The organism is Amycolatopsis sp. WGS_07 (genome assembly GCF_045278895.1).
Taxonomy (GTDB): Bacteria; Actinomycetota; Actinomycetes; order Mycobacteriales; family Pseudonocardiaceae; genus Amycolatopsis.
The window spans coordinates 8,274,758-8,299,920 of the sequence record NZ_CP136053.1 but is presented as its reverse complement, the minus strand read 5'-3'; the positions used below and the strand labels follow the sequence as shown (position 1 = coordinate 8,299,920).

Annotated in this window: 22 protein-coding genes and 2 pseudogenes; 16 read left to right on the top strand and 8 right to left on the bottom strand. The window is 70.6% G+C overall.

The features are described from left to right. Positions 1-147 precede the first annotated feature (147 nt). Positions 148-521, bottom strand: a pseudogene (locus RPX00_RS38960) (nuclear transport factor 2 family protein). A 111-nt stretch (positions 522-632) separates the two neighbouring features. Here RPX00_RS38960 and RPX00_RS38955 point away from each other — a divergent pair. From RPX00_RS38955 to RPX00_RS38945, 3 genes are read left to right on the top strand one after another with little or no spacing between them, the layout of a single operon-like run. After that, complete coding sequence (locus RPX00_RS38955; protein WP_406633082.1) at positions 633-1,229, top strand: nucleotidyltransferase family protein; 597 nt, start codon at positions 633-635, stop codon at positions 1,227-1,229. 57 nt (positions 1,230-1,286) lie between these two features. Beyond that, positions 1,287-1,865 carry a TetR/AcrR family transcriptional regulator gene (locus RPX00_RS38950; RefSeq protein ID WP_406633081.1) on the top strand — a complete coding sequence of 193 codons (579 nt, stop codon included), beginning with the start codon at positions 1,287-1,289 and terminating at the stop codon, positions 1,863-1,865. Continuing rightward, positions 1,862-2,674, top strand: coding sequence for an SDR family oxidoreductase (locus RPX00_RS38945; protein WP_406633079.1), 813 nt, complete (start codon positions 1,862-1,864; stop codon positions 2,672-2,674). The genes RPX00_RS38950 and RPX00_RS38945 overlap by 4 nt, the downstream gene beginning before the upstream one ends. Here RPX00_RS38945 and RPX00_RS38940 read toward each other — a convergent pair. After that, positions 2,664-3,566, bottom strand: coding sequence for a LysR family transcriptional regulator (locus RPX00_RS38940; protein WP_406633077.1), 903 nt, complete (start codon positions 3,564-3,566; stop codon positions 2,664-2,666). The genes RPX00_RS38945 and RPX00_RS38940 overlap by 11 nt on opposite strands. Before the next feature lie 70 nt (positions 3,567-3,636). On the opposite strand from RPX00_RS38940, the gene RPX00_RS38935 reads away from it, so the two are divergent. From RPX00_RS38935 to RPX00_RS38920, 4 genes are read left to right on the top strand one after another with little or no spacing between them, the layout of a single operon-like run. Beyond that, on the top strand, positions 3,637-4,326 hold the full coding sequence (locus RPX00_RS38935; protein WP_406633075.1) for a nitroreductase family protein: 690 nt from the start codon (positions 3,637-3,639) through the stop codon (positions 4,324-4,326). Between the two features lie 36 nt (positions 4,327-4,362). Further along, positions 4,363-5,160, top strand: a complete 798-nt coding sequence (locus tag RPX00_RS38930) for a helix-turn-helix domain-containing protein (protein WP_406633073.1) — start codon at positions 4,363-4,365, stop codon at positions 5,158-5,160. Between the two features lie 19 nt (positions 5,161-5,179). Next, complete coding sequence (locus RPX00_RS38925; protein ID WP_406633071.1) at positions 5,180-6,166, top strand: zinc-binding dehydrogenase; 987 nt, start codon at positions 5,180-5,182, stop codon at positions 6,164-6,166. Between the two features lie 40 nt (positions 6,167-6,206). Next, on the top strand, positions 6,207-6,692 hold the full coding sequence (locus tag RPX00_RS38920) for a GNAT family N-acetyltransferase (protein WP_406633069.1): 486 nt from the start codon (positions 6,207-6,209) through the stop codon (positions 6,690-6,692). 41 nt (positions 6,693-6,733) lie between these two features. On the opposite strand, the pseudogene RPX00_RS38915 reads toward RPX00_RS38920, so the two are convergent. The 4 genes and pseudogenes from RPX00_RS38915 to RPX00_RS38900 all read right to left on the bottom strand — a co-directional run bounded on the left by RPX00_RS38915 (position 6,734) and on the right by RPX00_RS38900 (position 11,283). Then, positions 6,734-8,184, bottom strand: a pseudogene (locus tag RPX00_RS38915) (glycoside hydrolase family 3 protein). Continuing rightward, positions 8,181-9,011, bottom strand: coding sequence for a carbohydrate ABC transporter permease (locus RPX00_RS38910; RefSeq protein ID WP_406633067.1), 831 nt, complete (start codon positions 9,009-9,011; stop codon positions 8,181-8,183). Before RPX00_RS38910 ends, RPX00_RS38915 begins: the two are co-directional and overlap by 4 nt. After that, on the bottom strand, positions 9,008-9,994 hold the full coding sequence (locus RPX00_RS38905) for a carbohydrate ABC transporter permease (RefSeq protein WP_406633065.1): 987 nt from the start codon (positions 9,992-9,994) through the stop codon (positions 9,008-9,010). Before RPX00_RS38905 ends, RPX00_RS38910 begins: the two co-directional genes overlap by 4 nt. Beyond that, positions 9,991-11,283 (bottom strand): sugar ABC transporter substrate-binding protein, encoded by a 1,293-nt coding sequence (locus tag RPX00_RS38900; protein ID WP_406633063.1) that lies wholly within the window; start codon positions 11,281-11,283, stop codon positions 9,991-9,993. Before RPX00_RS38900 ends, RPX00_RS38905 begins: the two co-directional genes overlap by 4 nt. A gap of 920 nt (positions 11,284-12,203) precedes the next feature. On the opposite strand from RPX00_RS38900, the gene RPX00_RS38895 reads away from it, so the two are divergent. The 3 genes from RPX00_RS38895 to RPX00_RS38885 are packed head-to-tail and all read left to right on the top strand — an operon-like array spanning position 12,204 to position 14,396. Beyond that, positions 12,204-13,469 carry a lysozyme gene (locus RPX00_RS38895; RefSeq protein ID WP_406633061.1) on the top strand — a complete coding sequence of 422 codons (1,266 nt, stop codon included), beginning with the start codon at positions 12,204-12,206 and terminating at the stop codon, positions 13,467-13,469. Positions 13,470-13,529: 60 nt separating this feature from the next. Next, a complete protein-coding gene (locus RPX00_RS38890) occupies positions 13,530-13,895 on the top strand; it encodes a YrdB family protein (RefSeq protein ID WP_406633059.1) in 366 nt (121 codons plus the stop codon). A gap of 48 nt (positions 13,896-13,943) precedes the next feature. Beyond that, on the top strand, positions 13,944-14,396 hold the full coding sequence (locus RPX00_RS38885) for a hypothetical protein (protein ID WP_406633058.1): 453 nt from the start codon (positions 13,944-13,946) through the stop codon (positions 14,394-14,396). Positions 14,397-14,400: 4 nt separating this feature from the next. Here RPX00_RS38885 and RPX00_RS38880 read toward each other — a convergent pair whose 3' ends face one another. Further along, on the bottom strand, positions 14,401-16,605 hold the full coding sequence (locus RPX00_RS38880) for a protein kinase domain-containing protein (protein WP_406633056.1): 2,205 nt from the start codon (positions 16,603-16,605) through the stop codon (positions 14,401-14,403). A 91-nt stretch (positions 16,606-16,696) separates the two neighbouring features. Between RPX00_RS38880 and RPX00_RS38875 the strand changes: the two genes are divergently transcribed. Both RPX00_RS38875 and RPX00_RS38870 read left to right on the top strand, forming a co-directional pair. Beyond that, the gene (locus RPX00_RS38875) at positions 16,697-18,286 is read left to right on the top strand and encodes an acyl-CoA synthetase (protein ID WP_406633054.1); all 1,590 of its coding nucleotides are present in this window, start codon (positions 16,697-16,699) and stop codon (positions 18,284-18,286) included. Between the two features lie 74 nt (positions 18,287-18,360). After that, entirely contained in the window at positions 18,361-18,891 is a 531-nt protein-coding gene (locus RPX00_RS38870) for a GNAT family N-acetyltransferase (RefSeq protein ID WP_406633052.1), read from the top strand. A 26-nt stretch (positions 18,892-18,917) separates the two neighbouring features. On the opposite strand, the gene RPX00_RS38865 is transcribed toward RPX00_RS38870, so the two are convergent. Continuing rightward, complete coding sequence (locus RPX00_RS38865; protein WP_406633051.1) at positions 18,918-19,568, bottom strand: S1 family peptidase; 651 nt, start codon at positions 19,566-19,568, stop codon at positions 18,918-18,920. Between the two features lie 321 nt (positions 19,569-19,889). Between RPX00_RS38865 and RPX00_RS38860 the strand changes: the two genes are divergently transcribed. Genes RPX00_RS38860 through RPX00_RS38845 form a run of 4 tightly spaced genes read left to right on the top strand, consistent with a single transcriptional unit; the run spans position 19,890 to position 25,158 of the window. Continuing rightward, a complete protein-coding gene (locus tag RPX00_RS38860) occupies positions 19,890-20,831 on the top strand; it encodes an ABC transporter permease (protein WP_406633049.1) in 942 nt (313 codons plus the stop codon). Next, positions 20,828-21,829 (top strand): ABC transporter permease, encoded by a 1,002-nt coding sequence (locus RPX00_RS38855; protein ID WP_378314047.1) that lies wholly within the window; start codon positions 20,828-20,830, stop codon positions 21,827-21,829. The genes RPX00_RS38860 and RPX00_RS38855 overlap by 4 nt, the downstream gene beginning before the upstream one ends. A gap of 19 nt (positions 21,830-21,848) precedes the next feature. Next, positions 21,849-23,537, top strand: coding sequence for an ABC transporter substrate-binding protein (locus RPX00_RS38850; protein ID WP_406633046.1), 1,689 nt, complete (start codon positions 21,849-21,851; stop codon positions 23,535-23,537). Positions 23,538-23,541: 4 nt separating this feature from the next. Next, positions 23,542-25,158 carry a dipeptide ABC transporter ATP-binding protein gene (locus RPX00_RS38845; RefSeq protein WP_406633045.1) on the top strand — a complete coding sequence of 539 codons (1,617 nt, stop codon included), beginning with the start codon at positions 23,542-23,544 and terminating at the stop codon, positions 25,156-25,158. Positions 25,159-25,163 lie beyond the last annotated feature (5 nt).

The following is a 25,163-nucleotide window of genomic DNA, read 5'->3' as shown; positions in this document are numbered from 1 at the left end:
TGCGGCCGGCCGTGAGCTTCCGGTGCCGGTGGGCACGGTGCGATTCCAGCCGGTGAGAAGGTGCGGCCCGTGAGGTTCAGACCTCCCGGGTGGTCTGAACCTCCTGATGTGGTCTCAACCACACCGTCAGCCGCGATGTCCCGGCGCTCAGCCCGGAATCTTGTCCAGGAAGCCGTGCACCTTGGCGATCCGGCCGTCGGAGATTTCCACTACGTCGAAGCCGATCGCGATCGGCTCCGAGGCGCCCGGGGCCGACAGGTGCCACTGGAAACGGGCGAGGTCGTGGTGGGCGTCGGGGTCCGCGGGCAGGCTGAAGACCAGTCCGGCGAACTGCGCCTGCGCGCCGCCGATGAAGCCGTCGATCTCGTCCTGTCCGGCGGCCTCGCCGAGGGGTCGGTGTAGGTCGCGCCCGGGGCGAAGACCTCCGACACCAGCTGGCGGCGGCGCTGCGGGTCGGTTTCGTTCCAGACGTCGAGGTAGCGGCGGGCGATGGCGGCGGCGGTCGGGGCGGTGGTGGTCATGCGGGGTTTCTCCTTGCGTTGTCCCGGTTTCGGTAGGGCCAAGCCTGTCCGAAGCGCGGCGGCTGGTCGATTACCCGGGAGGTAACCGGTTCGCCGTGCTAGACCGGGGCGATGGACTACGGGCGGCTAGCGATCGACGGGCAACTGGGGAAATTCCGCGAGATCGTGACTCGCAACGAGCTGGTGCCGGAGGTGCTGGCGCGGGCGGCTGATCTGGCGCTTCCCGGCTGGTATCTGACGGCGGGCTGTCTCTGCCAGACGGTGTGGAACGTGCTGACCGGACGTCCGCCGGCCGAGGGCATCAAGGACTACGACCTGTTCTACTTCGACGACTCCGATCTCAGCTGGGAAGCCGAGAACTCAGTGATCGAGGAGGGCTCCCGCAGGTTCGGGGATCTTCCGGCGACGGTGGAGATCCGTAACGAAGCGCGGGTGCATCTCTGGTACGAGGACCGCTTCGGAGTGCCGTGCGCGCCGTACTCGTCGACCGAAGCGGCGATCGATTCGTTTCCGTCCACGACGCCGTGTCTCGGGATCAGGGTGGATGGCGGGGAGTGGCAGGTCTATGCGCCGCACGGGTTTGCCGACATGTTCAACCTGGTTGTCCGGCCTAATCCGGGTCAGGCGCCGCGAAGCAGTTACGAGGCGAAAGCTCGGCGGTGGCAGGAGCAATGGCCGGAGTTGACCGTGCTGCCGTGGCCTGCTTGACGCCTGCGCCGAGCGGGGCGTAGTTTCGATACGAGACGGTTGCGTATCGAAATAGGGGTGCCAGTGGAAGGCGTGGGCAGGCCGCGGGACGCCCGGCGGGACGAGGCGATTCATGCGGCGGCGCTGGAGTTGCTGACCGAAGTCGGCTACGACCAGCTGTCGATCGAGGCGATCGCGGCTCGGGCCGGGGTGGCGAAGACGACGATTTACCGGCGGTACCGCGACAAAGCGGCTCTGGTGGCGGCGGCGGTGGAGCGGCGGCAGGGGAGCGCGCCGCCGGTGACGGGGGCGGGCGGGCTCAGGGAGAACCTGCTGACGGTCGTGGGGTGGCTGGCTCGGGAGATCGCCGAGCAGGAGATCGGGTTGCTGGGGGCGCTGTTCGCGGGCATGCGCGGCGATCCCCGGCTGGCGGAGGAGATGCGCCGGATTTTGCGCCGTGACGAGGCGGCGATGACGGCTGCGCTGCCGGGCGAGGAGCTGGCTCCTGGCGCGGTGGCGTTGTTCGGCGAGGTCGCGCCGGCGGTGATCGTGCATCGGATCGTGGTCGCCGGGCAGCGGTGCGACGAGCGGTTCGTGCGGCATCTCGTGGACGACATTTTGCTGCCGTTGCTGGGACAGAAGGAGAATCGGGCATGATCGTGATCACAGGGGCGACCGGCGCGCTCAACGGGGCGACAGTGGAGCACCTCCTCAAGCGGATCCCGGCGGAGCGCATCGGCGTGAGCGTGCGGGATGTCGAGAAGGCGCGGCATTTCGCGGAGCGCGGGGTGCGGGTGCGCCGAGGGTCCTATGAGGACCCGGCGGCGTTGCGGAAGTCCTTTGAGGGGGCCGAAACAGTGCTGCTGGTGTCCTCGAATGACCCACATGCGGATGGGGTCGGGTTGCATCGCGCCGGCATCGAGGCGGCGGTGGAGGCTGGGGCGCAACGGATTCTGTACACGAGTCATCAGAATTCCCGGCCGGACACGCCGTTTCCGCCGGGGCCGGAACACTTCGCCACGGAGCGGATTCTCGCGGAGTCCGGGGTTACGTGGACGGCGCTGCGCAACGGGTTTTACGCGCACAGTCTCGGTTGGCTGCTCGGGCCGTGGCGGGAGAGCGGGGTGATCGAGGCACCGGCGGACGGGCCGGTCTCGTGGACGGATCGGGCGGACGTCGCCGAGGCGGCGGCGGTCATTCTCGCCGAGGACAGGGAGTTCGACGGGCCGGTGACGTTGACCGCGCGGCGGGCGGTGACGTTCGATGACCTGGCCGAGATGGCCTCGCGGGTCAGCGGGCGCGAGGTGAAGCGCGTGGTGGTGGACGACGAGGAGTGGGCCGCAAGGGGGCCGGAGGCGCGGATGACGCTGACGTTCTTCCAAGCGGCCCGGGAAGGCCATTTCGCCGAGACGAGTCCGGTGCTCGGCGAGCTGCTGGGGCGCGAACCGCGCGATATCAGGCTCTAGTGCTGAAGAACTCCCGGCAGAAGGTGCGGAATGTTTCGGCTCGGCGGGTCAAGCGTGCGCCGGCGGCGCGGGCCAGTACGACCGGCGTCGTCGGGACTCGTTCGCGCAGTGGGCGGACGGCGAAGGGTGTGCCTTCGACGGACAGTTCCAGTGGCGGCCGCTGGACTGACAGGGTGTAGCCGAGGCCGCGGGCGACCAGTGCGCGGGCCAGTTCGAAGCTTGTCGTGCGGTGGGCGACCGGCATCGGCAGGCCGACGGAGGCGAACACGTCCCGGAAATAGCGTTCCGACGGTGGTACGTCCAGCAGGACGAACGGCTCGTCCGCCAAGGCGCGCAGCGAAACCGTCTTGCGGCGGGCCAGGGGATGGTCCGGCGGGAGGAGCACGCTCGGCGGCTGGTCGTACAGCTTGTCCACCGCGATGCCGGGCACCAGGTCTTGCCGGTACAGCACCGCGAGGTCGCAGCGGCCTTCCAGCAGGAGGTGCTGCAGGTCCGGCAGGGTGCCTTCGACGAAGCTGACGTCGACTTCCGGGTGCTGGGTGCGGAAGGTCGCGAGCGCGGCGGGGACGTGCAGCGGCGCGAGCGGGGTGTAGCAGCCGAAGTTCAGGCGGCCGGCGAGGTCCTGGCCGAGGTCGCGGGCGGAGGTGCCGAGTTCGGCGACCGACGTGAGCACCGCGCGGGCCTCTCCGACGACCTGGCGGCCGGCGTCGGTGAGCGCGGTCGTGCGGCCCGGGCCGCGCAGGATGAGTTGCACGCCCAAAGTCCGTTCCAGCGAAGCGATCGCCAGCGACACCGCCGACTGCGACACGTGGCAGCGGTCCGCGGCCGAGGTGAGGCCGCCGGTGTCGGCGACCGCGACCAGATACTCGAGCTGGCGCAACGAGGGAGACATCAGTTCAGCTTATGTGCTTCAGCAGAAATGTGAACTGGACCGATGACCGCGGACGCGGCAGGGTCGGGGCATGACCCGGCATTCGCACCCGTTCGTCCCGTACGCGCCGCCGCGGCTGTCCCCGGAAGAAAGCCTTGCGCGCGGGCAGGAGCTGTACCGGCTGCTCGACCAGCGCCGTTCGGTCCGCTGGTTCTCCCCGGACCCGGTGCCGCTGGAGGCGATCGAGACCGCAGTGCGGATCGCGAACACCGCGCCGAGCGGGGCGCACCATCAGCCGTGGACGTTCGTCGCGACGGCCGACCCGGACGTGAAACGCGCGGTGCGCGAGGCGGCCGAGGTCGAGGAGCGGAAGTTCTACCGCGAGCGGAATGCGCCGGAGTGGCACGCGGCGCTCGCCCGGCTCGAAACCGACGAGCACAAGGAGTTCCTGGAGATCGCGCCGTGGCTCGTGGTCGCCTTCGCGCAGAAGAGCACGCCGCTGCCGGACGGTTCGCTGCGGAAGAACTACTACGTCAACGAAAGCGTCGGCATCGCGTGCGGCATGTTCATCACCGCGCTGCACACGATGGGCCTCGCGACGCTCACCCACACCCCGAATCCGATGGGGTTCCTCAACGAGGTCTTCGCGCGTCCGGTCACCGAGCGGCCCTACATCCTGTTCCCGGTCGGCTATCCCGCGCCGGACTGCGAGGTGCCCGACCTCGAGCGCAAACCGCTCGGCGAGGCGCTGGTGGTGCACGCGCCGTTACCTCGGGGGTAATGGTCCCGCGCCCGGCGAGGCCGTAGCGTCGGACGGGTGACGACTACGGTGAAGGCCCCGGTCGGCGAGCTGCTCCGGGAATGGCGCGACCGCCGCCGCATCAGCCAGCTCGACCTCGCGATCTCGGCGGACATCTCGACGCGCCACCTGAGCTTCGTCGAGACCGGCCGGTCCAAGCCGAGCCGGGACATGGTGCTGCGGCTGGGCGAGCACCTCGACATCCCGCTGCGCGAGCGGAACCGCCTGCTGCTCGCGGCCGGATACGCGCCCGCGTACGGCGAGTCGGACATCGGCGCGCCAGAGATGGCCGTGGTCCGCGAGGCGGTCCGCAGGCTGCTCGCCGGGCACGACCCGTATCCGGCGGCGGTGGTCGACCGCGGCTGGAACCTCGTCGACGCCAACCTCAGTCTCGGCCTGCTCACCGAGGACATCTCGCCGGAGCTGCTGACCGGGCCGGTGAACGTCCTGCGCGCGACGCTGCACCCGGACGGGATGGCGCCGCGGGTGGTCAACCTGGGGGAATGGCGCGCGCATCTGCTCGGCAGGCTGCGCCGTCAAGTCGACCAGACCGCCGACGCGGGGCTGGCCGAACTGCTGGAGGAACTGCGCGGCTATCCGTGCGACGACGAGGTTCCCGAGGTGGAAATCCCCGGACCGGGCGACATTTTCGTCCCGCTGCGCTACCGGCACGGCGACCTCGAACTCGCCTTCTTCAGCACGGTCGCGACCTTCGGGACCCCGCTGGACGTGACTGTCGCCGAGCTGGTCATCGAATCGTTCTACCCGGCCGATCCGGCGACCGCGGCGTTCTTGCGCGAGCGCGTGACCAGCTGAGCGCCGCTACGATCGGGGAATGCGGGCGTTCGTGGTGACCGGACCGGGGGAGGCCGGGCCGGCCGAGGTGCCGGAGCCGGTCGCCGGGGTCGGCGAGGTCGTGGTCGACGTGGAGCGGGCCGGGGTCTGCGGCACCGACGTCGAGTTCTTCACCGGCGAGATGCAGTACCTCGCGGACGGCCACGCCCAGTACCCGATGCGGCTCGGCCACGAATGGTGCGGCACGGTGTCCGAGGCCGGGCCCGGCGTGCATCCGGCCTGGGTGGGCCGTCGGGTCACCGGCGACACGATGCTCGGCTGCGGCGAGTGCCGGCGCTGCCGGGGCGGGCACCAGCACGTCTGCGCGAACCGGCAGGAGGTCGGCATCCGCGGCGGCCGGGCCGGCGCACTGGCCGAACGCCTCGCGGTGCCGGTGCGGTCGCTGCACGAACTTCCGGACGGGCTGGATCCCGTCGCCGGTGCCCTGGTCGAACCCGGCGGCAACGCCTGCCGCGCGGCGCGAGCGGCGGCGGGCGAGCGGGTGCTGGTGCTCGGGCCGGGGACGATCGGGGTGCTCACCGCGTTGTTCCTGCGCGCGGCGGGCAGCGAGGTGCATCTGGTGGGGGCGACGCCGTGGTCGGTGGACTTCGCCCGCGGCTTGGGTTTTTCCGCTGGCACGACCGTTCCGGAGCCGCCCTTCGACGCGGTGGTGGACGCGACGAACGATCCCGCGTCGCCCGCGCTCGCGGCCGAGGTGGTGGAACCGTCCGGCCGGATCGTCTACATCGGACTGTCCGGGCGGCCGAGCCTGCTCGACACGCGGACGTTGGCGTTGAAGGACCTCACCGCGATCGGCGTGCTGAGCGGGTCGCCGGGATTGGCACAGGCGATCGACGCTTACGCGTCCGGGGAGGTCGATCCGCGGCCGTTGGTGGCGGCGACGGTCGGATTGGGCGAGGTCGCGGCGGTGCTCGGCGGACAGCGGCCGCCCGGTGCGCCGAAGGTCCACGTCGACCCACGCCGGTAACCAGGTTGCCCGGCGGGCGCGGAAACGAGAGGCTCGGGGCATGAGTGCCGACCTGACCTTCCGCCAGCCGACCGAAGACGACCACGCGCGCGTGCTTGCCGCGCTGGGACCTTGGTGGGGCGGCCTGAAAGGCGAAGCCGGTGCGAAGGAACGGGCGCTGCTGGTGCCGCGCCTGTACTTCCAGCACTTCACCACGACCAGCCGCCTGGCCGAGCGTCCGGACGGGACGCTCGCGGCGTTCCTGATCGGCTTCGTCTCGCAGACCGACCCGGACACCGCGTACATCCACTTCGTGGGCGTCGATCCGGAACTGCACGGGCAGGGGATCGGAAGGTCGCTGTACGAGTGGTTCTTCGGGCAGGTGCGGGAAGCGGGGGTGCGCAAGGTGAAGTGCATCACCAGCCCGCAGAACACCGCTTCGCGCGCGTATCACGCCCGGCTCGGGTTCTCGGTGTCCGACGTGCTGCCGGACTACGACGGGCCTGGCCTGGACCGGGTCGCGTTCACCCGCAGTCTCGCCGCGTAGGCCGGTGAGGGGAACCCCGGGGGACCAGGGTTCCCCTCACGTCACGCCCGCGCCAGGTACTCGGCCGCCGCCCGCAGGCTCACGTAAGAGCCGCTGAAGGTGTCGATCCGCGGCCCCTCGCCGGCTTCCGGCCCGGGAAACCCGGTTTCGACCCGGATGTAGTCCACAGTGGACAGCTGAGCCAGGAACTCCCGCACCGCCGGATGCCGGTGCGCGTCCCGGGTCACCACCACGACGCTCGCCGCCGACGAGGCCTCGGCCAGGACCGACGCGGCGTCGCCGGGGAGACCGACAGCGCCCGCGTGCCCGGGACCAGCTCCGTCAGATGCGTCCCCAGCCCCCACGGCATCGGACCGGCGGCGATCCCCGGATCGGTCTGCACGTCCACCACCAGCGGCGGCCCGGCCAGTTTCGGCGCACCGGTGATCCGCAAAGCCTTCCGTGCCGCGGACAGCCCGAGCGTGTAGTCCACCGGCCGCAGCTCAGCCGGGGTCGGGGAGGTGCCGAGCGCGGCCGTCCGCTGGGCAGCGTCAGCGAGCCGCTCCAGCGAAAGCCGACCGTCGGCCACCGCCGCGACGATCGACTCGGCGACCCGGTCCAGCGTCTCGGCGTCGAACGCCGCCCCGCCGAGGCACAGCGCGTCCGCACCGGCGAGGAGCGCCCGGACCGAAGCCTCGCCGAGACCGTCGTGCCGACCGTAAGCACCCGACACCGCGCCCATCTCGAGGGCGTCGGTGATGACCGTCCCGGTGAAGCCCAGTTCGCCGCGCAGCACGTCGACGAGGGCGGTCCGGTTGAAGGTCGCCGGTTCGTCGCCCCACTCCGGCACCACGAGGTGTCCGGACATGACCGTCCGCACGCCCGCCTGGATCGCCGCGCCGAACGGGACCAGCTCGACCTCCCGCAGTTCGGCCACGGTCCGCGGCAGCACCGGCAGCGAGAAGTGCGAATCCTCGGTCGCCGCACCGTGTCCGGGGAAGTGCTTCACGCACGCGGCGACGCCGTGCTTCTGCATGCCGTCGACGAACGCCGTGACGTGCAGCGAAGCCGCCGCCGGATCCGAGCCGAACGCTCGCACGCCGTTGCCCGGATCCTCCTCCGCGATCGCGAGATCCGCGCACGGCGCGAGGTTGACCGTGACCCCGCACGCCGCCAGCCGTTCGCCGAGCATGGCCGCGATGGACGAGGTCAGCTCGGGATCCCCGGCCGCGGCGAGCGCGAGCGGGCCGGGCATGAACGAACCCTTGGCGACGTCGAGCCGCGTGACGTCGCCGCCTTCCTCGTCGATCCCGACGACCACGTCGTCCCGTTCGTACCGCAGCTCGGCGGTGAGCGCGGCGACCTGTTCGTCGTCGACCACGTTGCGGCCGAACAAGATCACGCCGCCGAGGCCCTCGGCGAGGCGGCGGCGCACCCAGTCCGGCGCGGTCGTGCCCGCGAATCCGGGCAGCAGCACGGCTTCGGCGAGCTTGCGGGGGTCGGCCACCATCATCCCTTCACCGCGCCGGCGGTCATGCCGGACACGAGTTTCCGTTGCACGATCAGGAAAAAGATCACCGCCGGGATCGCGTAGATCACCGACGCGGCCATGACGCCGCCCCAGTCGATCGAGAACGCCGTCTTGAACGACGACAGCCACACCGGCAGCGTCTGCTTCGTCTGGTCCCGCATGAACACCAGGGCGAACAGGAACTCGTTCCACGCGGTGATGAAGCTGAACACCGACGTGGTCACCAGACCGGGCCCGAGCAGCGGCAGCGTGACCCGGCGGAACGCGCCGACCCGGCTGCAGCCGTCGATCATCGCGGCCTCTTCGAGGTCGTACGGGATGCCGTTGACGAACCCGTAGAGCATCCACACGGTGAACGGCAGCGACGTCGCGAAGTACACCAGCAGCAGCGACGGCAGCGTGTTCAGCAGCCCGATGTCGCGCATCAGCAGGTACATCGGGATGAACAGCGCCGAGAGCGGGGCCAGCTGCGCCACCAGGATCAGCAGCAGGAACCCCTTGCGGCCGCGGAAACGGAAGCGCGCCAGCGGGATCGCCGCGAGCACGCCCACGATCAGCGCGGCCACCACCGCGCCGAGCGTCACGATCAGGCTGTTGGACAGATACGTGACGAACCCGGGCTTGGTCAGCGCCGACGCGAAGTTCGACAGCGTCGCCGAGGTCGGGATCAGGTCGTACTTCGGCGACAGCACGTCGCCGGGCGTCTTCAGCGACGTGGTGAACATCCAGTACGTCGGGAAGAGAAACAGCAGCGCCACGAGGACGCCGGCGATCGACACCAGGATCCGGGCGGGCAGGGACTTCCTCATGCGATCTCCCCGTCCTTCGTCCGGACCAGCAGCTGCACGTACCGGCCGGTGACCAGCAGGAGCAGCACCAGCATGATGGTGGCGATCGCCGCGGCGGAGCCGAAGTGGCTGCCCGCGATGCCCTTGAGGTACTGCAGGATCGCCAGCGTGGTGCTCGCACCGTCCGGGCCGCCCTGGCGGATGGCCCACACCTGGGCGAACATGTTGAAGTCCCACAGCATCGACAGGAACGTCACCATGGTCAGGATCGGCCGGATCGCGGGCCAGCTGACCGCGCGGAACGTCTGCCACGGCCCGGCGCCGTCGATGCCCGCCGCCTCGTAGTGCTCGCGCGGCACGCCGATGAGGCCCGCGTAGAGCGTGAAGGCGACGAACGGCACGGCCTGCCACAGCACCAGCAGCCCGATCACCACGAGCGTGCTCGTGCCGGTGGAGAACCACGAGTACCCGATGAACGAGTGGAAGCCCAGCCGGTCCAGCGTCTTGTTGAGGATGCCGTACTGCTGGTCGAAGATCCACTGGAACACCGTGGTCGTGGCGATCACCGGCACCGCCCAGGCCAGCACCAGCGAGATCTGCACGAAGATCCGCAGCGCCGGGGCGAGGTGGCGCATCAGCACCGCGATCAGCAGCGCCACGAGCAGGGTGCCGGCGACGAGCGCGCCGGTGAAGAGGATCGTGCGGAGCGCGACTGCCCAGAACTCGGGGTCGGACAGCACGTCGGTGTAGTTCTTGAAGCCGATCCACACCATCTTGCCGGTCACCAGCTCGCGCAGGTCGAGCTGGCGGAGGCTGATGCCGAGCATCTGGACGGTGGGCCAGCCGAGCAGCACCAGCACGGCGGCGAGCGCGGGAAGGATCAGCAGGTACGGCATGAGCCGCTCGCTGAACCATCCGTTCGCGCGCCGTCGCGCTGCCCCGACGTGCGCCGATGCCGGCGGGGTCGCCCCCGCCGGCATCGGCTTGTCCTTCGTCGCGGTCATCCGCCGATGATCTTGTCGAGGGCGGTGTTCGCGTCGGCCGCGGCCTGGTCGAGGGTCTTCTTCCCGGTCAGGTACGCGGTCAGCATGTCCTTCAGCGGGTTCTGGCCGGACTCGACCTCGCCCCACTTCGGGCTGGCGGGCATCGCGTGGCCGTTCTTCGACGCCTTCGCCATCACCGAGCCCAGCGGGTCCTTGTCGAGCGCGCTGAGGTCGGTGGAGGTGCCCGGCACGTAGCCGCCCGCGGCCAGCTGGGTCATGTACTTGGTGCTGGTCAGCAGCTTCAGGTAGTCCTTGGCGAGGTCCTGGTGCTTGCTGTTGAGCGGGACGACCAGGTTCGAGCCGCCGAGGAACACCGGCGCGCCCTGGCCCGCGGTCTTGGACGGGATCGGGAACGCGCCGGTCTTGGCGGTGATGCCCGGGTCGGTCTTGGCCGCGGTGGCGACCTCGTTCGGGGTGCCGATGAACATGGCGACCTTGCCCGCGGCGTAGATGCCCGCCTGCTGCGGCGTGGCCTCGTCGTTGTCCTTGGGCGCGGTGGTGCCGGAGGCGTCGACGAGCTTCTTGTAGAACTCGACGCCCGCCTTGGCTTCCGGCGTGTTGAGCGAGGACTTGAAGGACTTGCCCTCGCCCTTGGCGATGTCGCCGCCGTTGTCCCAGATGAACGACGACAGCGCGTACCAGTTCTGGCCCGGCATGTAGAGCGGCTGGAACTGCGAGTCGCTGCCGAACTTCGTCTTCAGCTTCGCGATGTCCTCGAGCCACTCGTCGTTCGAGGCGGGCGGCTTCGTGATGCCGGCCTGCTCGAACATGTCCTTGCGGTACATGACGACGCGGTTGGCGGCGTAGAACGGCACGCCGACGGTCTTGCCCTCGTACTGCCCGGACGCCTTGAGCCCGGCCAGCCACTGCGCGCCGTTGAGGTTGTTGACGTCGGCGGAAAGGTCCTGCAGCACGCCCTGCGCGGCGAACGCGGGCGTCTGGGTGTTGCCGACCTCGATGACGTCCGGCGGCGTGTCGCTCGCCAGCGCGGTGGTCAGCTTCTGCTGGATGCCGTTCCACTGCTGGATCTGGTAGTCGACCTTGACGCCGGGGTGGGCGGCCTCGAACTCCTTGTGGAGGGCGGCGGTGAGGCTGTCCGGCGCGGAGCCGGTCATCAGCCAGACTGTCAGCTTGCCGTCCTGCGCGCCCCCAGAGCCCGAGGCGTTCTCACTCCCGCCGGAGCCGGCACACCCGGCCGTGGCGAGCGTGATGGCGGCGGCTCCCGCCGCCAGCTTGAGCCAGCGCTTCACGTGTCTCGTCCTTTCGGTGCCCGGTCGTCGGCGACCGGGGCTGAATGACAAATGGTGTAGACCAATGTCCTGCAGGGTGGTCCGGACCACAGCCGGTGTCAAGCCGGTTGCCAAGATGTTGCGAAGACGTCGGCGCGATTGACGCTGCGTGTCCGGGCAGTTACCGCCGCCCGGACGGAAAGTGCTGGTAGCGGGCCGATTCCGCAGTGCGGGCAAGGGTTTCCGGCGGCGCGGAATTGTTCGTGAACGGCTCGCCGGGCCGGGCGTGCCGGGCGCCGCGGGCGGGTTTTCGGCGACCGACTTTCGGCCCTTGCGCGATGACGGGGCGACAGGTTCGCGGTGAGGGGTGTGCGGGGTGGGGGTCGTGAGTGGCGATCCCGGTTCTAACCGGTGCCAGCACTCACGACCGCCCCGGCCCGCGCTCCGCCCGGCCTTGTGCGGCGACGCCCGGCTCGGCCAGCACTCACGCGGCCGGTGCCGACGTGTACTGGCGCGGGGCGAGCGTGATGGCGCGAGGCGGGCGTGCTGGTGCGGGCGGAGCGGGGGCGCGGTGCGGCGGGAGGTTGGCCTCAAGCCTGCTGGCACCGGGTGGGGGTCGTGAGCGGCGATCCCGGTTCTAACCGGCACCAGCACTCACGAGACCCCACGCAGTTCCGGCAGCGGCGCCCGGTTACCCGCTGCGAACGGACTCCGGGCAGTGACCCGGGACGGGTGAGTTTCGTCCTGTCCCGTCCAGGCCGCACCGCCCGTGGCCTGCGAAAACCTCTCATGTATCACCCGTCACATCACTCCCAGTGGTTTACACGCGTCCCGTGTGTCACACACACTGGTCGGGCCCAGGCGATCCGGTGCCGCACTCGGGGAAGAGACGCGGAACGGCCGGAGCGCTCCCTGGGCGGGAAAAGAAGAGGGAGTGGACGATGACGGGCTCCGGGCGGATTGCGGCTCGGGCGGGTTCGGTCGTGGCGGCGGCAGCGGTGGCCGCCGTCGGAGCGCTGGGGCTGCTGCACGCGCCCCAGGCGGCGGCCGCGCCTGCCGAGGTGCCGGGCATGGACGTGTCCGGGCACCAGGGCAACGTGGACTGGAAAGCGGCCTGGAACGCCGGCGCGCGCTTCGCGTACGTCAAGGCGACCGAGGGCACCGGGTATCGAAACCCGTACTTCGCGCAGCAGTACAACGGCTCCTACGACGTCGGGATGATCCGCGGCGCGTATCACTTCGCGCGTCCGGACGTGTCCGACGGCGCGACGCAGGCGGACTACTTCGTCGCGCACGGCGGCGGCTGGTCCGGAGACGGCCGCACGATGCCGCCGATGCTGGACATCGAGTACAACCCGTACGGCGCGACCTGCTTCGGCCTGTCCAAACAGGCGATGGTGTCGTGGGTGAAGTCGTTCTCCGAGCGGGTGCACGCGAAGACGTCGCGCTGGCCGATGCTCTACACCACCACCGACTGGTGGAAGACCTGCACCGGCAACTCGGCGGCGTTCGGCGACACGCATCCGCTGTTCATCGCCCGGTACGCGCAGAGCGCCGGCCCGCTGCCCTCGGGCTGGCGGTACTACACCATCTGGCAGTACTCGGACTCCGGCAACAAACCCGGCGACCAGGACTCGTTCAACGGCTCGATGGAGCAGCTGATCAAGCTGGCGGGCGGCGAGCCGCCGAAGGCCGAGGTCCCGGCCCCGCCGAAGCCGACCACGTCGACGAAGCCGCCGACGTCCACCAAACCGACCACGAGCGCGCCGCCGACCTCCTCGGCGAGCAAGACGCCCACGAAGACTCCGACGACCACCTCGCCGTCGACGACCACCACGAAGGCGAGCCCGACGACCTCGGCCACGAAGTCGCCGACGTCCACCTCGTCGACCGCGGCGAAGAAGGACATCAGCGGTCTCGTCTGGGCGGGCGGGAAGCAGGCGAACCCGCCGGGGTCGCTGTCGGACGCGAAGCACGCCGACTCGCTCACCGCTCGCGTCCACGAAGTCGCGAAGGTGACGCCGAAGGCCCCGGAGAAGGTCGCGACGAAGCCGGTCAAGGCGTCCGCGCCGGAGTCGAGCCAGCCGAAGCAGCAGGCGCTGGCGAAGACCGGCGTGAGCACCCCGCGGCTCGCCGTGTTCGGTGCGGCGCTGCTGGTGTTCGGCGCGATCCTGATGACGCTGTCGCGGATGGTCGCCCGACGCTGATTCCGGCCGGGTCCGCCACTCCGCGCACGGAGCGCGGGCCCGGCCGTTAGGCTCCCCGGCGTGACCACCACTCGACCCGAATTGCGCGGTTTCCCCGGCGCGGTGCTCGTCGTCCGCTTCCTGACCGAACTGGCGCTGCTGGCCGGGCTCGCGGTTGCCGGCGCGCGGCTCGGCGGGAACGTGTTCCTCGACGTCCTGGCGGCGGTGCTGTGGCCGGCGCTTGCCGCGGCGATCTGGTGGCTGGTGATCGCGCCGAAGGCCAAACGGCGCAGCCCGGAGCCGACCCGGTTCTTCCTGGAGGTCGCGCTGTTCGCGGTGGCCGCGCTCGGGCTGATCGCGTCCGGGCTGCTGGTCGCGGGCATCGTGCTCGGCGTCGCCGGGATCGCCGTCGCGGTGGCCGTGCGGGTGTGGGCGAAGGACGGCTGATTTCCCGGAAGGGGACCGGTCCCGGCGCGTGCTCAGTACGGTGCGCGCATGAACTTTCGCACTGCCGCCTGGACGGCGATCGCGCCGGTCGTGGTGCTGACCGCGTGTTCGGGCAGCCCCGCCCCGGCCCCCGCGCCGCCCGCCCCGGCGCCGTCGTCCTCGTCGGCCGCGCCGGTCAAGGAACCGGTGCCCGACCGCCAGCCGCACACGCTCGTGCTCAACGCGACCGGTTCGGGTTCGCTGAAGCAGGTCACCTACACCCTGGACGGCGCCGCCAAGGAAACCGGCCCGGTGAAGATGCCGTGGCGGCAGTCGCTCACCGTGCCCGCGGACGGGAAACCGCACCAGTGGACGCTGGAGATCACGTATTCCGGCGCGAGCGGGCAGGTGGAGATGTATTCGGTGGTGGACGGGAAGGAATCCGCGCACAGCGCGAGCGGCGGGTCCGGGTCCGGGAACCTGACCGGGTCGGCGTCGATCGGCGGCAGCGTGCAGGGCTGAACGCTCAGGCCGGGCCCGCGTCGTGGGTCCACCAGTCGATCATCGCGAACGGTTCGGTGCCGCGATGGGCGACGGCGAGGATTCCGGTCTGGTCGTCCGTCCACTTGAGATAGCGCTCGCCGCCAGGGGAGAGCGTCGCGCAGGAGAGCCGTCCGGTGTGGCCGCCGCGAGTGTACGGGCGGTCGGCGGCGAAGTCGGGCGGCTGCTCGGTGCATGCCTTCTCGGTGGTGTCGGTGCTGTTGAAGACCTGGTTCATCGTCGCGGTGTCGGGCATCTGGTAGTAGACGACCAGCGCGGCACCGCTGGTCCGCCCGCACGCGACCGCGGCAGTGGACTGGATCGCGCCGAGGTCGTTCCACTTCTGTCCGGCGGACGGGCGCACGCAGTTGACCCGGGACGCGGCCGGAATCCGTTGCAGCAGAGCGTTTTCCGAGGGCCTCGGGAACGAGGACTCCACGTTGACCTTGGCGACGATCCGGTTCAGCGGCGCGAGATGCCATTCGGACCACCATCCGCCCGCGGCGTCCGGGCTGGTGCCGGTGACGTGCCCGAGGACGTGGAAGGCGTCGAGGCTCCAGTCGATCGCGACGGTGCTTTCCGGCCCGGGACGGCAGAGCACCTGCCCGAGGTCGACGCTCAGCCAGTCGAAGCGCGTGGTGCTCAGAAACGGTGTGCCCGGACAGGGTTTCCCGCTCGGCGCTTTCGCCGCGGTAACGAGACTGTCGAAGCCGGTGCGCAGGGTCTGGGTGTCGGCGAAGCGGTAGTACGAGACTTCGCGGGCGCCGCTGCCGCGTGGCGTGCAGGCGATTCCGGCGATGGCGCCGGGGTAGTTGCCGAGGTCCGCTGGCGCGGCGCGGTGGCAGCCGGTTCCGGCGGCGATCTCGGTCAGGGCTTGTTCGTCCGGAGTCGGGAAAGCGGGCGCGCCGGTCCAGCCGACCCAGGCAGCGCGTAACGCGGGGTCGTCGCCCGCCGCGGCCTGCGCGGTGGTGACGGCCCGCGCCGCGTCGTTCTTCCAGACTACTGTGGACTGTCCATCCTGGACTTGACAGAACGCGCGGCCGAGTGCGGGTCCGGTTGCCGGGTAACGATGTTCCGCCCCGGAAGCGGTGGCGCAGTCGCCCTGGTTGGCTGACAACCCGGCGCGGGACAGTGCGGTCGAGTAGGCGTCGGCGGCCTGTTTCGGGTCGGCGTACAGCGCGGTGGTGGCGGTGCGGCCGGACGGGTCGTGACAGGTGAGCGTCGCGGTCGCACCGGGGGCGGGCGAGTCCGCGGTGGCGCAGTTCGCGCGCAACGCGGCGGGCAGCCGGGCGAGCGTGGCGTCGTCGAAACCGGACGGGCTGGCGGTGGTCAGCCAGGCGATGAGCGCTCCCGCGGCAACGACGGCGGCGACCGGGATTCCGGCGCGCATCCACCGTCGGCGGTGCCGGACGGCGACCAGGTCTTCGACCAGAGCGGTGCACGTCGGATGCCGGGCGGCCGGATCGGTGCTGAGCGACCGGCGGAGCGCGGCCGTGCCGGGGTGGCCGAGGTCGGCGTCGTGGCCCGGGGGAGCACCGGCCAGGCATTCCCAGAGCACGCAGGCCAGCGAGTACACGTCGGCGGCCGGTCCGGCCGGTTTGCCTTGGCGTTGTTCGGGGGCGGCGTAGCCGATCGTGCCGAGGAACGCGCCGGTGGCGGTGAGCTGGGTGAGGTCGAGCTGGCGCGCGATGCCGAAGTCGCACAGGTACGCGCGGCCGGTGTCGTCGAGCAGGATGTTGCCGGGTTTGACGTCCCGGTGCACGAGCCGTCGTGCGTGCGCGGCGTCGAGTGCGGCGGCGATCCCGCGTCCGATCGCGACAGTCTCATGGAAGGACAGCGAGCCCCGTCGGGAGAGCAGCCCCGCGAGATTGGCGCCCCGGACGTACTCCATCGCGAGGTAGCCGAGATAACCGTCGTCGGAGAACCCGGCGTCCAGCACCGGAACGACGTTGGGATGCACCAGGTCGCGGGCGATGCGCGTCTCGCGTTCGAACCGGGTGCGGAAACCGCGCACCGCCATGAACTCCGGCCCGACGATCTTGAGCGCCACCGGGCGGTCGCCGTTCAGGGTGTCGGCGGCCTCGAAGACCTCGCTCATCCTGGTGCGGGCGAGCTGGCGCACGAGCCGGTACCGGGGCAGCCTGCCGGTGATGTCCGGCCGCTCCAGCGTCGGTGCCTCGGTCTCGTCCACGCGCGTCTCCCCGGGTGTGCCGGGAAAAGCCTACCGAGCGTCGCCGCCGGTCTTGCTTGCGCGCGGCGCGCCGGTGGATGAGACTCCCGCTATGCCGAGCCCGTTCAGCGCCGAAACGGCGGAAGCGATCCAGCACGCCCGCCAGCATTCCGTCGGGGATTTCCTGCGGCGCACCGCGTCGCGCCTCCCGGACAAGCTCGCGATCGTCTCCGGCGAGCGACGGGCGACCTACCGCGAGTTCGACGCGGCGGTGAACCGCTGCGCGCACCGGCTCGCCGAACGCGGCCTCGCGAAGGGCGACCGGCTCGCGCTGCTCAGCCGCAACTGCTGGGAGTACGCGGTGCTGGTGTTCGCCACGGCCAAACTGGGCGTGGTGCTGGTGCCGGTGAACTTCATGCTGGGCGCGGAGGAGATCGCGTTCATCCTCGGCCACGCCGGAGTGTCCGGGCTGATCGCCCAGGACGCACTGCTCGGCACCGCCGCGGAAGCGTTGAAGCGCGCCGGCCGCACGGACGTGCTGCGCGGGCGGATCGGCGGCAGCGACGAGGACTGGGAAAGCGTGGCGGACTGGATCGACCAGCCCGGCGACGAGACCGCCCCGGCGGTGCTGGTGGCGGACGACGATCCGCTGCGGCTGATGTACACCTCCGGCACCGAATCGCGGCCCAAGGGCGTGCTGCTGTCGAGCCGGTCCTTGATCGCCCAGTACGTGTCGTGCGCGATCGACGGCAGCATGACCGGCGACGACATCGAGGTGCACTCGCTGCCGCTCTACCACTGCGCGCAGCTGGACTGTTTCCTGTCCGTCGACGTCTACTTGGGCGCCACGAGCGTGATCCTGCCCGGCCCGGACCCGGCGGCGCTGCTGGCCGCGGTGGAACGCGAACGCGCGACGAAGCTGTTCGCGCCGCCGACGGTGTGGATCTCGCTGCTGCGGCATCCGGCGTTCGACACCACCGACCTGTCCAGCCTGCGGAAGGGCTACTACGGCGCGGCGCCGATGCCCGCCGAGGTGCTGCGCGAACTCTCGCGCCGGCTGCCGGACGTGCAGCTGTGGAACTTCTACGGCCAGACCGAAATGGCTCCGCTGGCGACCATCCTGCGCCCGCACGAACAGGTCGCGAAGGCGGGTTCGGCGGGCCGGGCGTCGATCAACGTCGAGACCCGGATCGTCGACGAGCAGGGCCGCGAACTGCCGCCCGGCGAGGTCGGCGAGATCGTGCACCGCAGCCCGCACGCGACGCTCGGCTACTACGAGGACGAGGAAAAGACCGCGGCCGCCTTCGCGGGCGGCTGGTTCCACTCCGGCGACCTCGGCGTGCTCGACGACGAGGGCTATCTCTCGGTGGTGGATCGCAAGAAGGACATGATCAAGACCGGCGGCGAGAACGTCGCGAGCCGGGAGGTCGAGGAGGCGCTGTACCTGCTCGACGGGATCGCCGAGGTCGCGGTGTTCGGCGTCTCCCACCCGCACTGGATCGAGGCGGTGACCGCGGCGGTCGTGCCGCGCGAGGGCGTCACGCTCACCGAGGCCGAAGTCATCGCGCACGCCCGGGAGCACCTGGCGGGGTACAAGTGCCCGAAGTACGTGGTGTTCGCGGACTCGCTGCCGAAGAACCCGAGCGGGAAGATCGTCAAGCGCACCCTGCGGGAGAGCCACGCTGACCTCGCACAGTCCTGACGTCCGGGGACCGGCACCGTCCGCGGCGCCGAAAATGAGCTGTGTGCCGGGCAAGCGGCGGGGAGACTGCGCCGATGATCCGTCTCGTCGAACCGCCCCGTCTGGTCTGGCCCACGACTGAGGTGCGCACGTCGTATCTGGTCGGCGAGCAGGCAGGCTGCCTGCTCGAAGGCCGCCCCACCGAGTGGCTGGACGCGGCGAGCGACGACTTCGCGGGGTTCGTCGCCGCGCGGCGCGGGGTGCAACCGCGATGGGGCGTGCCTTCCACGATCTTCTGGTACGTCTCCGGCGAGTACTACCTGGGCACGTTGGTCGTCCGGCACCGGCTCACCGCTGAACTCGCCGAAGCCGGCGGCCACATCGGCTACCACGTGGTGCCTCCGTGGCGACGGCAGGGCCACGCCACGCGGATGCTGAGGGCCGGGCTCGCGGAGTGCCGCCGTCTCGGGCTCGACCGCGTCCTGTTGACCTGCGACGTGGACAACGAGCCCTCGCGCCGGGCGATCTTGGCCAACGGCGGCGTGCCGGACGGCCGGAAGCGCGGCGAAGACCGGTTTTGGATCCCGCTCGGCTCGGACGCTGTCGTGAGTGGCGATGCCGGTTAGAACCGGGATCGCCACTCACGACTCATTCAGGCGAGCGTGGCCCCGTAGGCGGCGAGCACCGGCGGCAACGGCTGGAAGAAGCTGACCTGGCTGTTCCCGCCGGACAGCACGCCGTAGCCGACCCCGGCGTAGAAGAGCGGGCCGCCGCTGTCGCCTTCTCCGACCGGGATGTCGGTGGCGATCGTGCCGACGACCAGCTTGCCGTCGCCGTAGTTGACCGTCTGGTTGAGGCCGAGGACCTTGCCGCAGGTCTTCTTCGTGGTCATGCCGCTCTTGCAGACCACCTGCCCCACCCGCGGCGTGCCCGCGCGCAGGATCCGCTGGGTGCTGCCGTTGTAGAGATCGACCTGGGCGTGCGCGGAGCCGGACGGGTCGTGGACGCGGCCGTAGTCGGTGCCGGGGAAGTGGGTGTCCCCGTTGGCGCCGATGTCCTTCCAGTCGAGTCCGTGCTCGGTGCAGTGCCCGGCGGTGAGGATGTACCGGACGTCCTTGACGAGGATCGCGAACCCCGCCGAGCAGTAGTAGGGCTCGCGGCCGGGACCGGGCGAGACGGTGTACATCGCGTCGCCCCCGTTCACCGCCGTGGCGGCCGCCGCGGTCGCGGGGGAGGCCAGCGAGGCGGCCGCGGCCAGGGAAAACACGATCCCGGCCAGCTTGCGGAGCGAGCAGCGAAACATCGGCGGGTCCTTCCGTCCACATGAGACTGATCTTGTGCGCCCAGTCCAGCCCCGCGGGCCCGGCGGCACAAACGGAGTCAGCCGACGGTCCCGGGACTACGTCCGAACGGGTGACAACAACGGTGGCCGGACGGTCGTCGGCGCGGCACACTGTCCCGGGCTGCCGGACGGTCGGTGACCTGCGGAAACAGCATCAAGAGCGAAAGGGGCGGGACAGCGGCGGCGTCTCACGATCCGGGACGGGCTCCGCCGTCGTGGTGAATTTCCTTCAGGTTATTTACTGTCACGTAGTCAAGTAACGCTGATCTGCATAGGGAACCGTTGTCCGACATCTTGTCGCCCGGCAGCGCTGGAGTCCCGGCGGCCGCTCCGGCCTCCCGGAACCTGTGGCGCGCGCTGCGGCACGACCGCTGGGCGCAAGCCAGCGCGGTCGTCATCGTGCTGGTGATCGTCACCGCCCTCGCGGCTCCGCTGCTCGCCCTGATCGAGGGCCAGGATCCGTACACCTACCACACTGAACTGCTGAATCCGGCCGACGGCACCGGCGCGGGATTCCTCGGCGGGATCAGCGGCAGCCACTGGTTCGGCGTCGAACCGCTGACCGGACGAGACCTCTTCGCGGTCGTCGCGTACGGCGCGCGGACGTCGTTCCTCATCGGGCTCGCCGCGACCGCGCTGTCGATGCTGCTGGGCGTGCTCCTCGGGGCGAGCGCCGGCTACGTCGGCGGCTGGTGGGACACCGTGGTGAGCCGGGTGACCGACGTGCTGCTCGGCTTCCCGCAGCTGATCTTCATGATCGCGCTCGGCGCGGTCGCCCCGCAGTCGATCCCGAGGCCGCTCCTGCTGATCGCGGTGATCGGCCTGTTCGGCTGGCCGCGGGTGGCCCGGGTGGTCCGCGCGCAGACGCTGAGCCTGCGCAACCGCGACTTCGTGAAGGCGGCCCGCGCGCTCGGCGCGGGCGGCGTGCACGTGTTCCGCCGCGAGCTGCTGCCGAACCTGTGGGCGCCGATCATCGTGCTGGCGACGGTGAGCATCCCGGCCAACATCGGGCTGGAGGCCGCGCTGTCGTTCCTCGGCGTCGGCATCCCGCCGCCCACGCCGAGCTGGGGCCGTTCCATCAGCGACGCGATCAACTGGGTGCAGACCGATCCGATGTTCCTGATTTTCCCGGGCGCCGCGCTGTTCATCGCGACGCTGGCGTTCAACATGCTGGGCGACGGGCTGCGCGACGCGCTCGACCCGAAGACGGCGGTGCGCCGGTGAACCGCACCCTGCGTTTCGTGGGCATCCGCCTGCTCGGCATGCTCGGCGTCCTGCTCGTGGTCAGCTTCGGCACCTTCGCGGTGTTCTACCTGCTGCCCACCGACCCGGCGTTCATGTCCTGCGGCAAACCGTGCACGCCGGAGAACCTGGCGCTGGCGCGCGAGTTCATGGGCTTCGACAAACCGTGGATCCAGCAGTACTTCGACTTCCTCGGCGGCATCTTCACCGGCCGCACGTTCGGCACCGGCGTGACCGCGATCGTCTGCTCCGCGCCCTGTTTCGGCTATTCGTTCCAGCAGAGCGAACCGGTGCTGACACTGATCGGGGACCGGCTGCCGATCACCGTCTCGCTGGCCATCGGCGCGTCGGTGATCTGGCTGATCGCCGGCGTCGCGACCGGGGTGTTCTCCGCGCTGCGGCGCGGGAAGTTCGCCGACCGGGCCGCGATGACGGTGACGCTCGCCGGGGTGTCCGCGCCCGCTTATCTGGTGGGGCTGCTGGGAATTCTGCTGTTCGGCTTCACGCTCGACGTGGTGCCGGTGAGCGGTTACGTGACCTTCGCGCAAAGCCCGGTCGACTGGGCCTGGCATCTCGTGCTGCCGTGGCTGGTGCTGGCGTTCATCAACGCCGCGGTCTACGCCCGGCTCTCGCGGGGCCAGATGCTCGAAATCATGGGCGAGGACTTCATCCGCACCGCTCGGGCGGTCGGCCTGCCGGAGCGGACGGTCGTCGGGAAATACGCGCTGCGCAACGTGTTGCTGCCGGTCGTGACGGTGTTCGCGGTCGACCTCGGCGCGCTGCTCGGCGGTGCGGTGATCACCGAGCGGGTGTTCGCGCTGCCCGGTCTCGGCGGGCTGCTCGTCGACGCGGTGCACCAGGTGGACCTGCCGGTGCTGATGGGCGTCAGCCTGTTCGCCGCCTTCTTCGTCGTCCTCGCGAACTTCGCGGTGGACGTGCTTTACGGGGTGCTCGATCCCCGTGCTCGGCTCGGTTCTTGAGAAAGGGAACGGAAAAACCATGGATCGCAGGGACTTCCTGAGGGCGGTCGGCATCACCGCCACGGCCACCGGCGCGGGGGCGTTCCTCGCCGCGTGCAACGCGAACGAGCAGTCCGGCGGCGGGGGCGCGGTCGCGGTGTCGTCCGGCGGGACGCTGTACATCCTCAGCGACACCACGTCGCAGCACCTCGACCCGGCGAAGAGCCAGAACCTCGCGATCACCACGATCAGCCTGATCCACCGCAGGCTCACCGCGTGGAAGACCGCCGCGGACGGCCCGGCCACCGTGGTCCCGGACCTGGCCACCGACACCGGCCGGGCGAGCGCGGACGGCAAGACGTGGACGTACACGCTCAAGGACGGCCTGAAGATGGCCGACGGCACGCCGATCACCAGCGCCGAGATCAAGTACGGCATCGAGCGGTCGTTCGATTCGGCGTTCTCCGGCGGGTTGAGCTACCACAAGAACCTGCTCGAAGGCGGCTCCGGCTACCAGGGCCCGTTCAAGGGCGGCGAACTGGCGTCGATCGAGACCCCGGACCCGAAGACGATCGTGTTCCACCTGGCCCGGCCGTACGGCGACTGGCCGTGGATCGCGAGCATGCCGGCGTTCGCCCCGGTGCCGAAGGGCAAGGGGACCGACGCGACCTACGACACGAAGCCGGTCGCGTCCGGCCCCTACCAGGTCGAGTCGTATCAGAAGGGCGTGCAGGTCAAGTTCGTCCGGAACCCGAACTGGGACGCCAAAACCGACCTGGCGCGCACCGGCCTGCCGGACGCGGTCGTGATCCAGATGGGCCAGGACACTGGCGTGGTCGCGAAGCGGCTGCTGGCCAGCCAGGGCAACGACGCGTTCGCGTTCGGCTCGTCGTTCGTGAACCCGGCGCAGCTGGCGCAGATCCGCACGAACCCGGCGGCGAAGAACCAGCTCGTCACGTCGAAGTCCGGCGCGCTGGCCTACCTCGCGCTGAACACCAAACGCGGCCCGCTGGCGAATCCCAAGGTGCGCCAGGCGTTCCAGTACGCCGTGGACAAGACCGCCTACCAGGTCGCAGCCGCGGGCAGCGCGGATCTGGCCGGCCCGATCGCCACGACGCTGATCACCGAGGGCATCGCCGGGCGCGAGGTGTACGACCTCTATCCGGCTCCGCCGTCCGGCGACGTCGCGAAGGCGAAGCAGCTGCTGGCCGAGGCGGGCTTCCCGAACGGCATCGACAACCTGGACTTCCCGGTGTCGACGGCGAACAACGAGGCGGACAAGGCGCAGGCGATCCAGGCCGCGCTGCAGCGCGCGGGGATCCGCACGAAGCTGCGCCCGCTCGACGACGAGGCCTGGACCACGCTGGTCACCGGCAACGACGGCAACTACGACCTGACCCTGGGTTCGTGGCAGCCGGACTTCCCGAGCGCCAACGCCAACATCGAGCCGCTGTTCGGCACCTCGGAGATCGGCAACGGCGGGTACAACGAGGCGCGCTACTCAGTGCCCGAGGTGGACGCGCTGATCACCGAGGCGCAGGGCACGGTCGACCCGACCGCGGCCGGGAAGCTGTGGGCCAAGGCGGACAAGCGGATCATGCAGGACTCGCCGGTGGTCCCGCTGATCTACACGCGCAACTCGTTCCTGCACGGGGCGAAGGTCGGCAACTTCGCGATCGGCGCGTTCCCGGCGTACCCGAACTACCTCCAGATGGGCCTGGCGAAGTAATCCCGTGTCCGAGCAGCTGCTTTCCCTGCGCGACGTCTCGATCCGGTTCGGCGACACCTCCGCCGTTCGGGAGGTGAGCTTCGAGGTGGACCCCGGCGAGGTCGTCGCCCTCGTCGGGGAATCCGGTTCCGGCAAGTCGGTCACCGCGCTGTCGCTGCTCGGCCTGCTGCCGGACACCGCGACGGTGACCGGTTCCGCGGTGCTCGACGGCCGCGATCTGTACACAGTGGACGGTCCGGCGCTGCGCGCGGTGCGCGGCGGCGAGATCGGCATGGTGTTCCAGGAACCGATGAGCGCGCTGAACCCGGTGTTCCGCATCGGTACCCAGCTCGTGGACGCGGTCCGGGCGCACCGGAAGGTGTCGCGGGCGGTGGCGCGGGAGCGGGCCAGGGAACTGCTGGAGCTGGTCGAACTGGACGCGCGGCGCGTGCTGCGTGCGTACCCGCACGAGCTGTCCGGCGGGCAGCTGCAGCGGGTGGTGATCGCGATCGCGCTGATCCACGACCCGAAGCTGCTGATCGCGGACGAGCCGACCACCGCGCTCGACGTCACCGTGCAAGCCGGGATCCTGCAGCTGCTGCGGTCGCTGCGGGACCGGCTCGGCACGGCGATTTTGCTGGTGACGCACGACATGGGCGTGGTCGCGGACGTGGCGGACCGGGTGGTGGTGCTGCGCGACGGCCAGGTGGTCGAGCAGAACACAGCGGCCGGGTTGTTCGCTTCGCCGCAGGCGGACTACACGCGGGAGCTGCTGGATTCGGTGCTGTCACTGGGTTCCGCGCCGGCTGGAGCGGTGCGGCCGACGTCAGCGCCGCTGGTGTCGGTGACCGATCTGGCGGTGACCTACCGGGTCGGCGGCGGCGCCCCGCCGGTCCGCGCGGTCGACGGCGTGTCTCTGACGATCGGGACCGACGAGGTGCTCGGCCTGGTCGGCGAGTCCGGTTCGGGCAAGAGCACGATCTCATCGGTGCTGACCGGCTTGGTCGCGCCTTCGGCGGGCACGGTGCGGGTCGACGGCGTGGACGTCGCGCGGGCTTCGGCCCGGCAGCGGCGGGACATCCGGCGGCAGATCGGGATCGTGTTCCAGAACCCGGCCTCCGCGCTCAACCCGCGCGCGACGATCGGCGCGAGCATCGCCGAACCGCTGGTGGTGCACGGGGAACGCGGCGAGCACCGGGAACGGGTCGCCGAACTGCTCGCGGCGGTGCGCCTCGACCCCGGCTGGAGCGGCCGCTACCCGCACGAACTGTCCGGCGGCCAGCGGCAGCGGGTCGGGATCGCGCGGGCGCTGGCGCTGCGGCCGCGGCTGCTGATCGCGGACGAGCCGACGAGCGCGCTGGACGTGTCGGTGCAGGCCTCGGTGCTGGACCTGCTCGCGGACCTGCAGCGGGAACTGGCGTTCGCGTGCCTGTTCATCAGCCACGACCTGGCGGTGGTGGAACGGGTCGCGGACCGGGTCGTGGTGCTGCACCGCGGCCGGGTGGTCGAGGAGGGCCCGGTGGCGTCGGTGCTGGGCGATCCGCGGGAGGACTACACGCGACGGCTGGTCGCGGCGGCGCCGGTGGCGGACCCTGAACGGCAGCGGGAACGCCGGGAGGCCTGGCGCGCGCTTTCCGGCTGACCGAT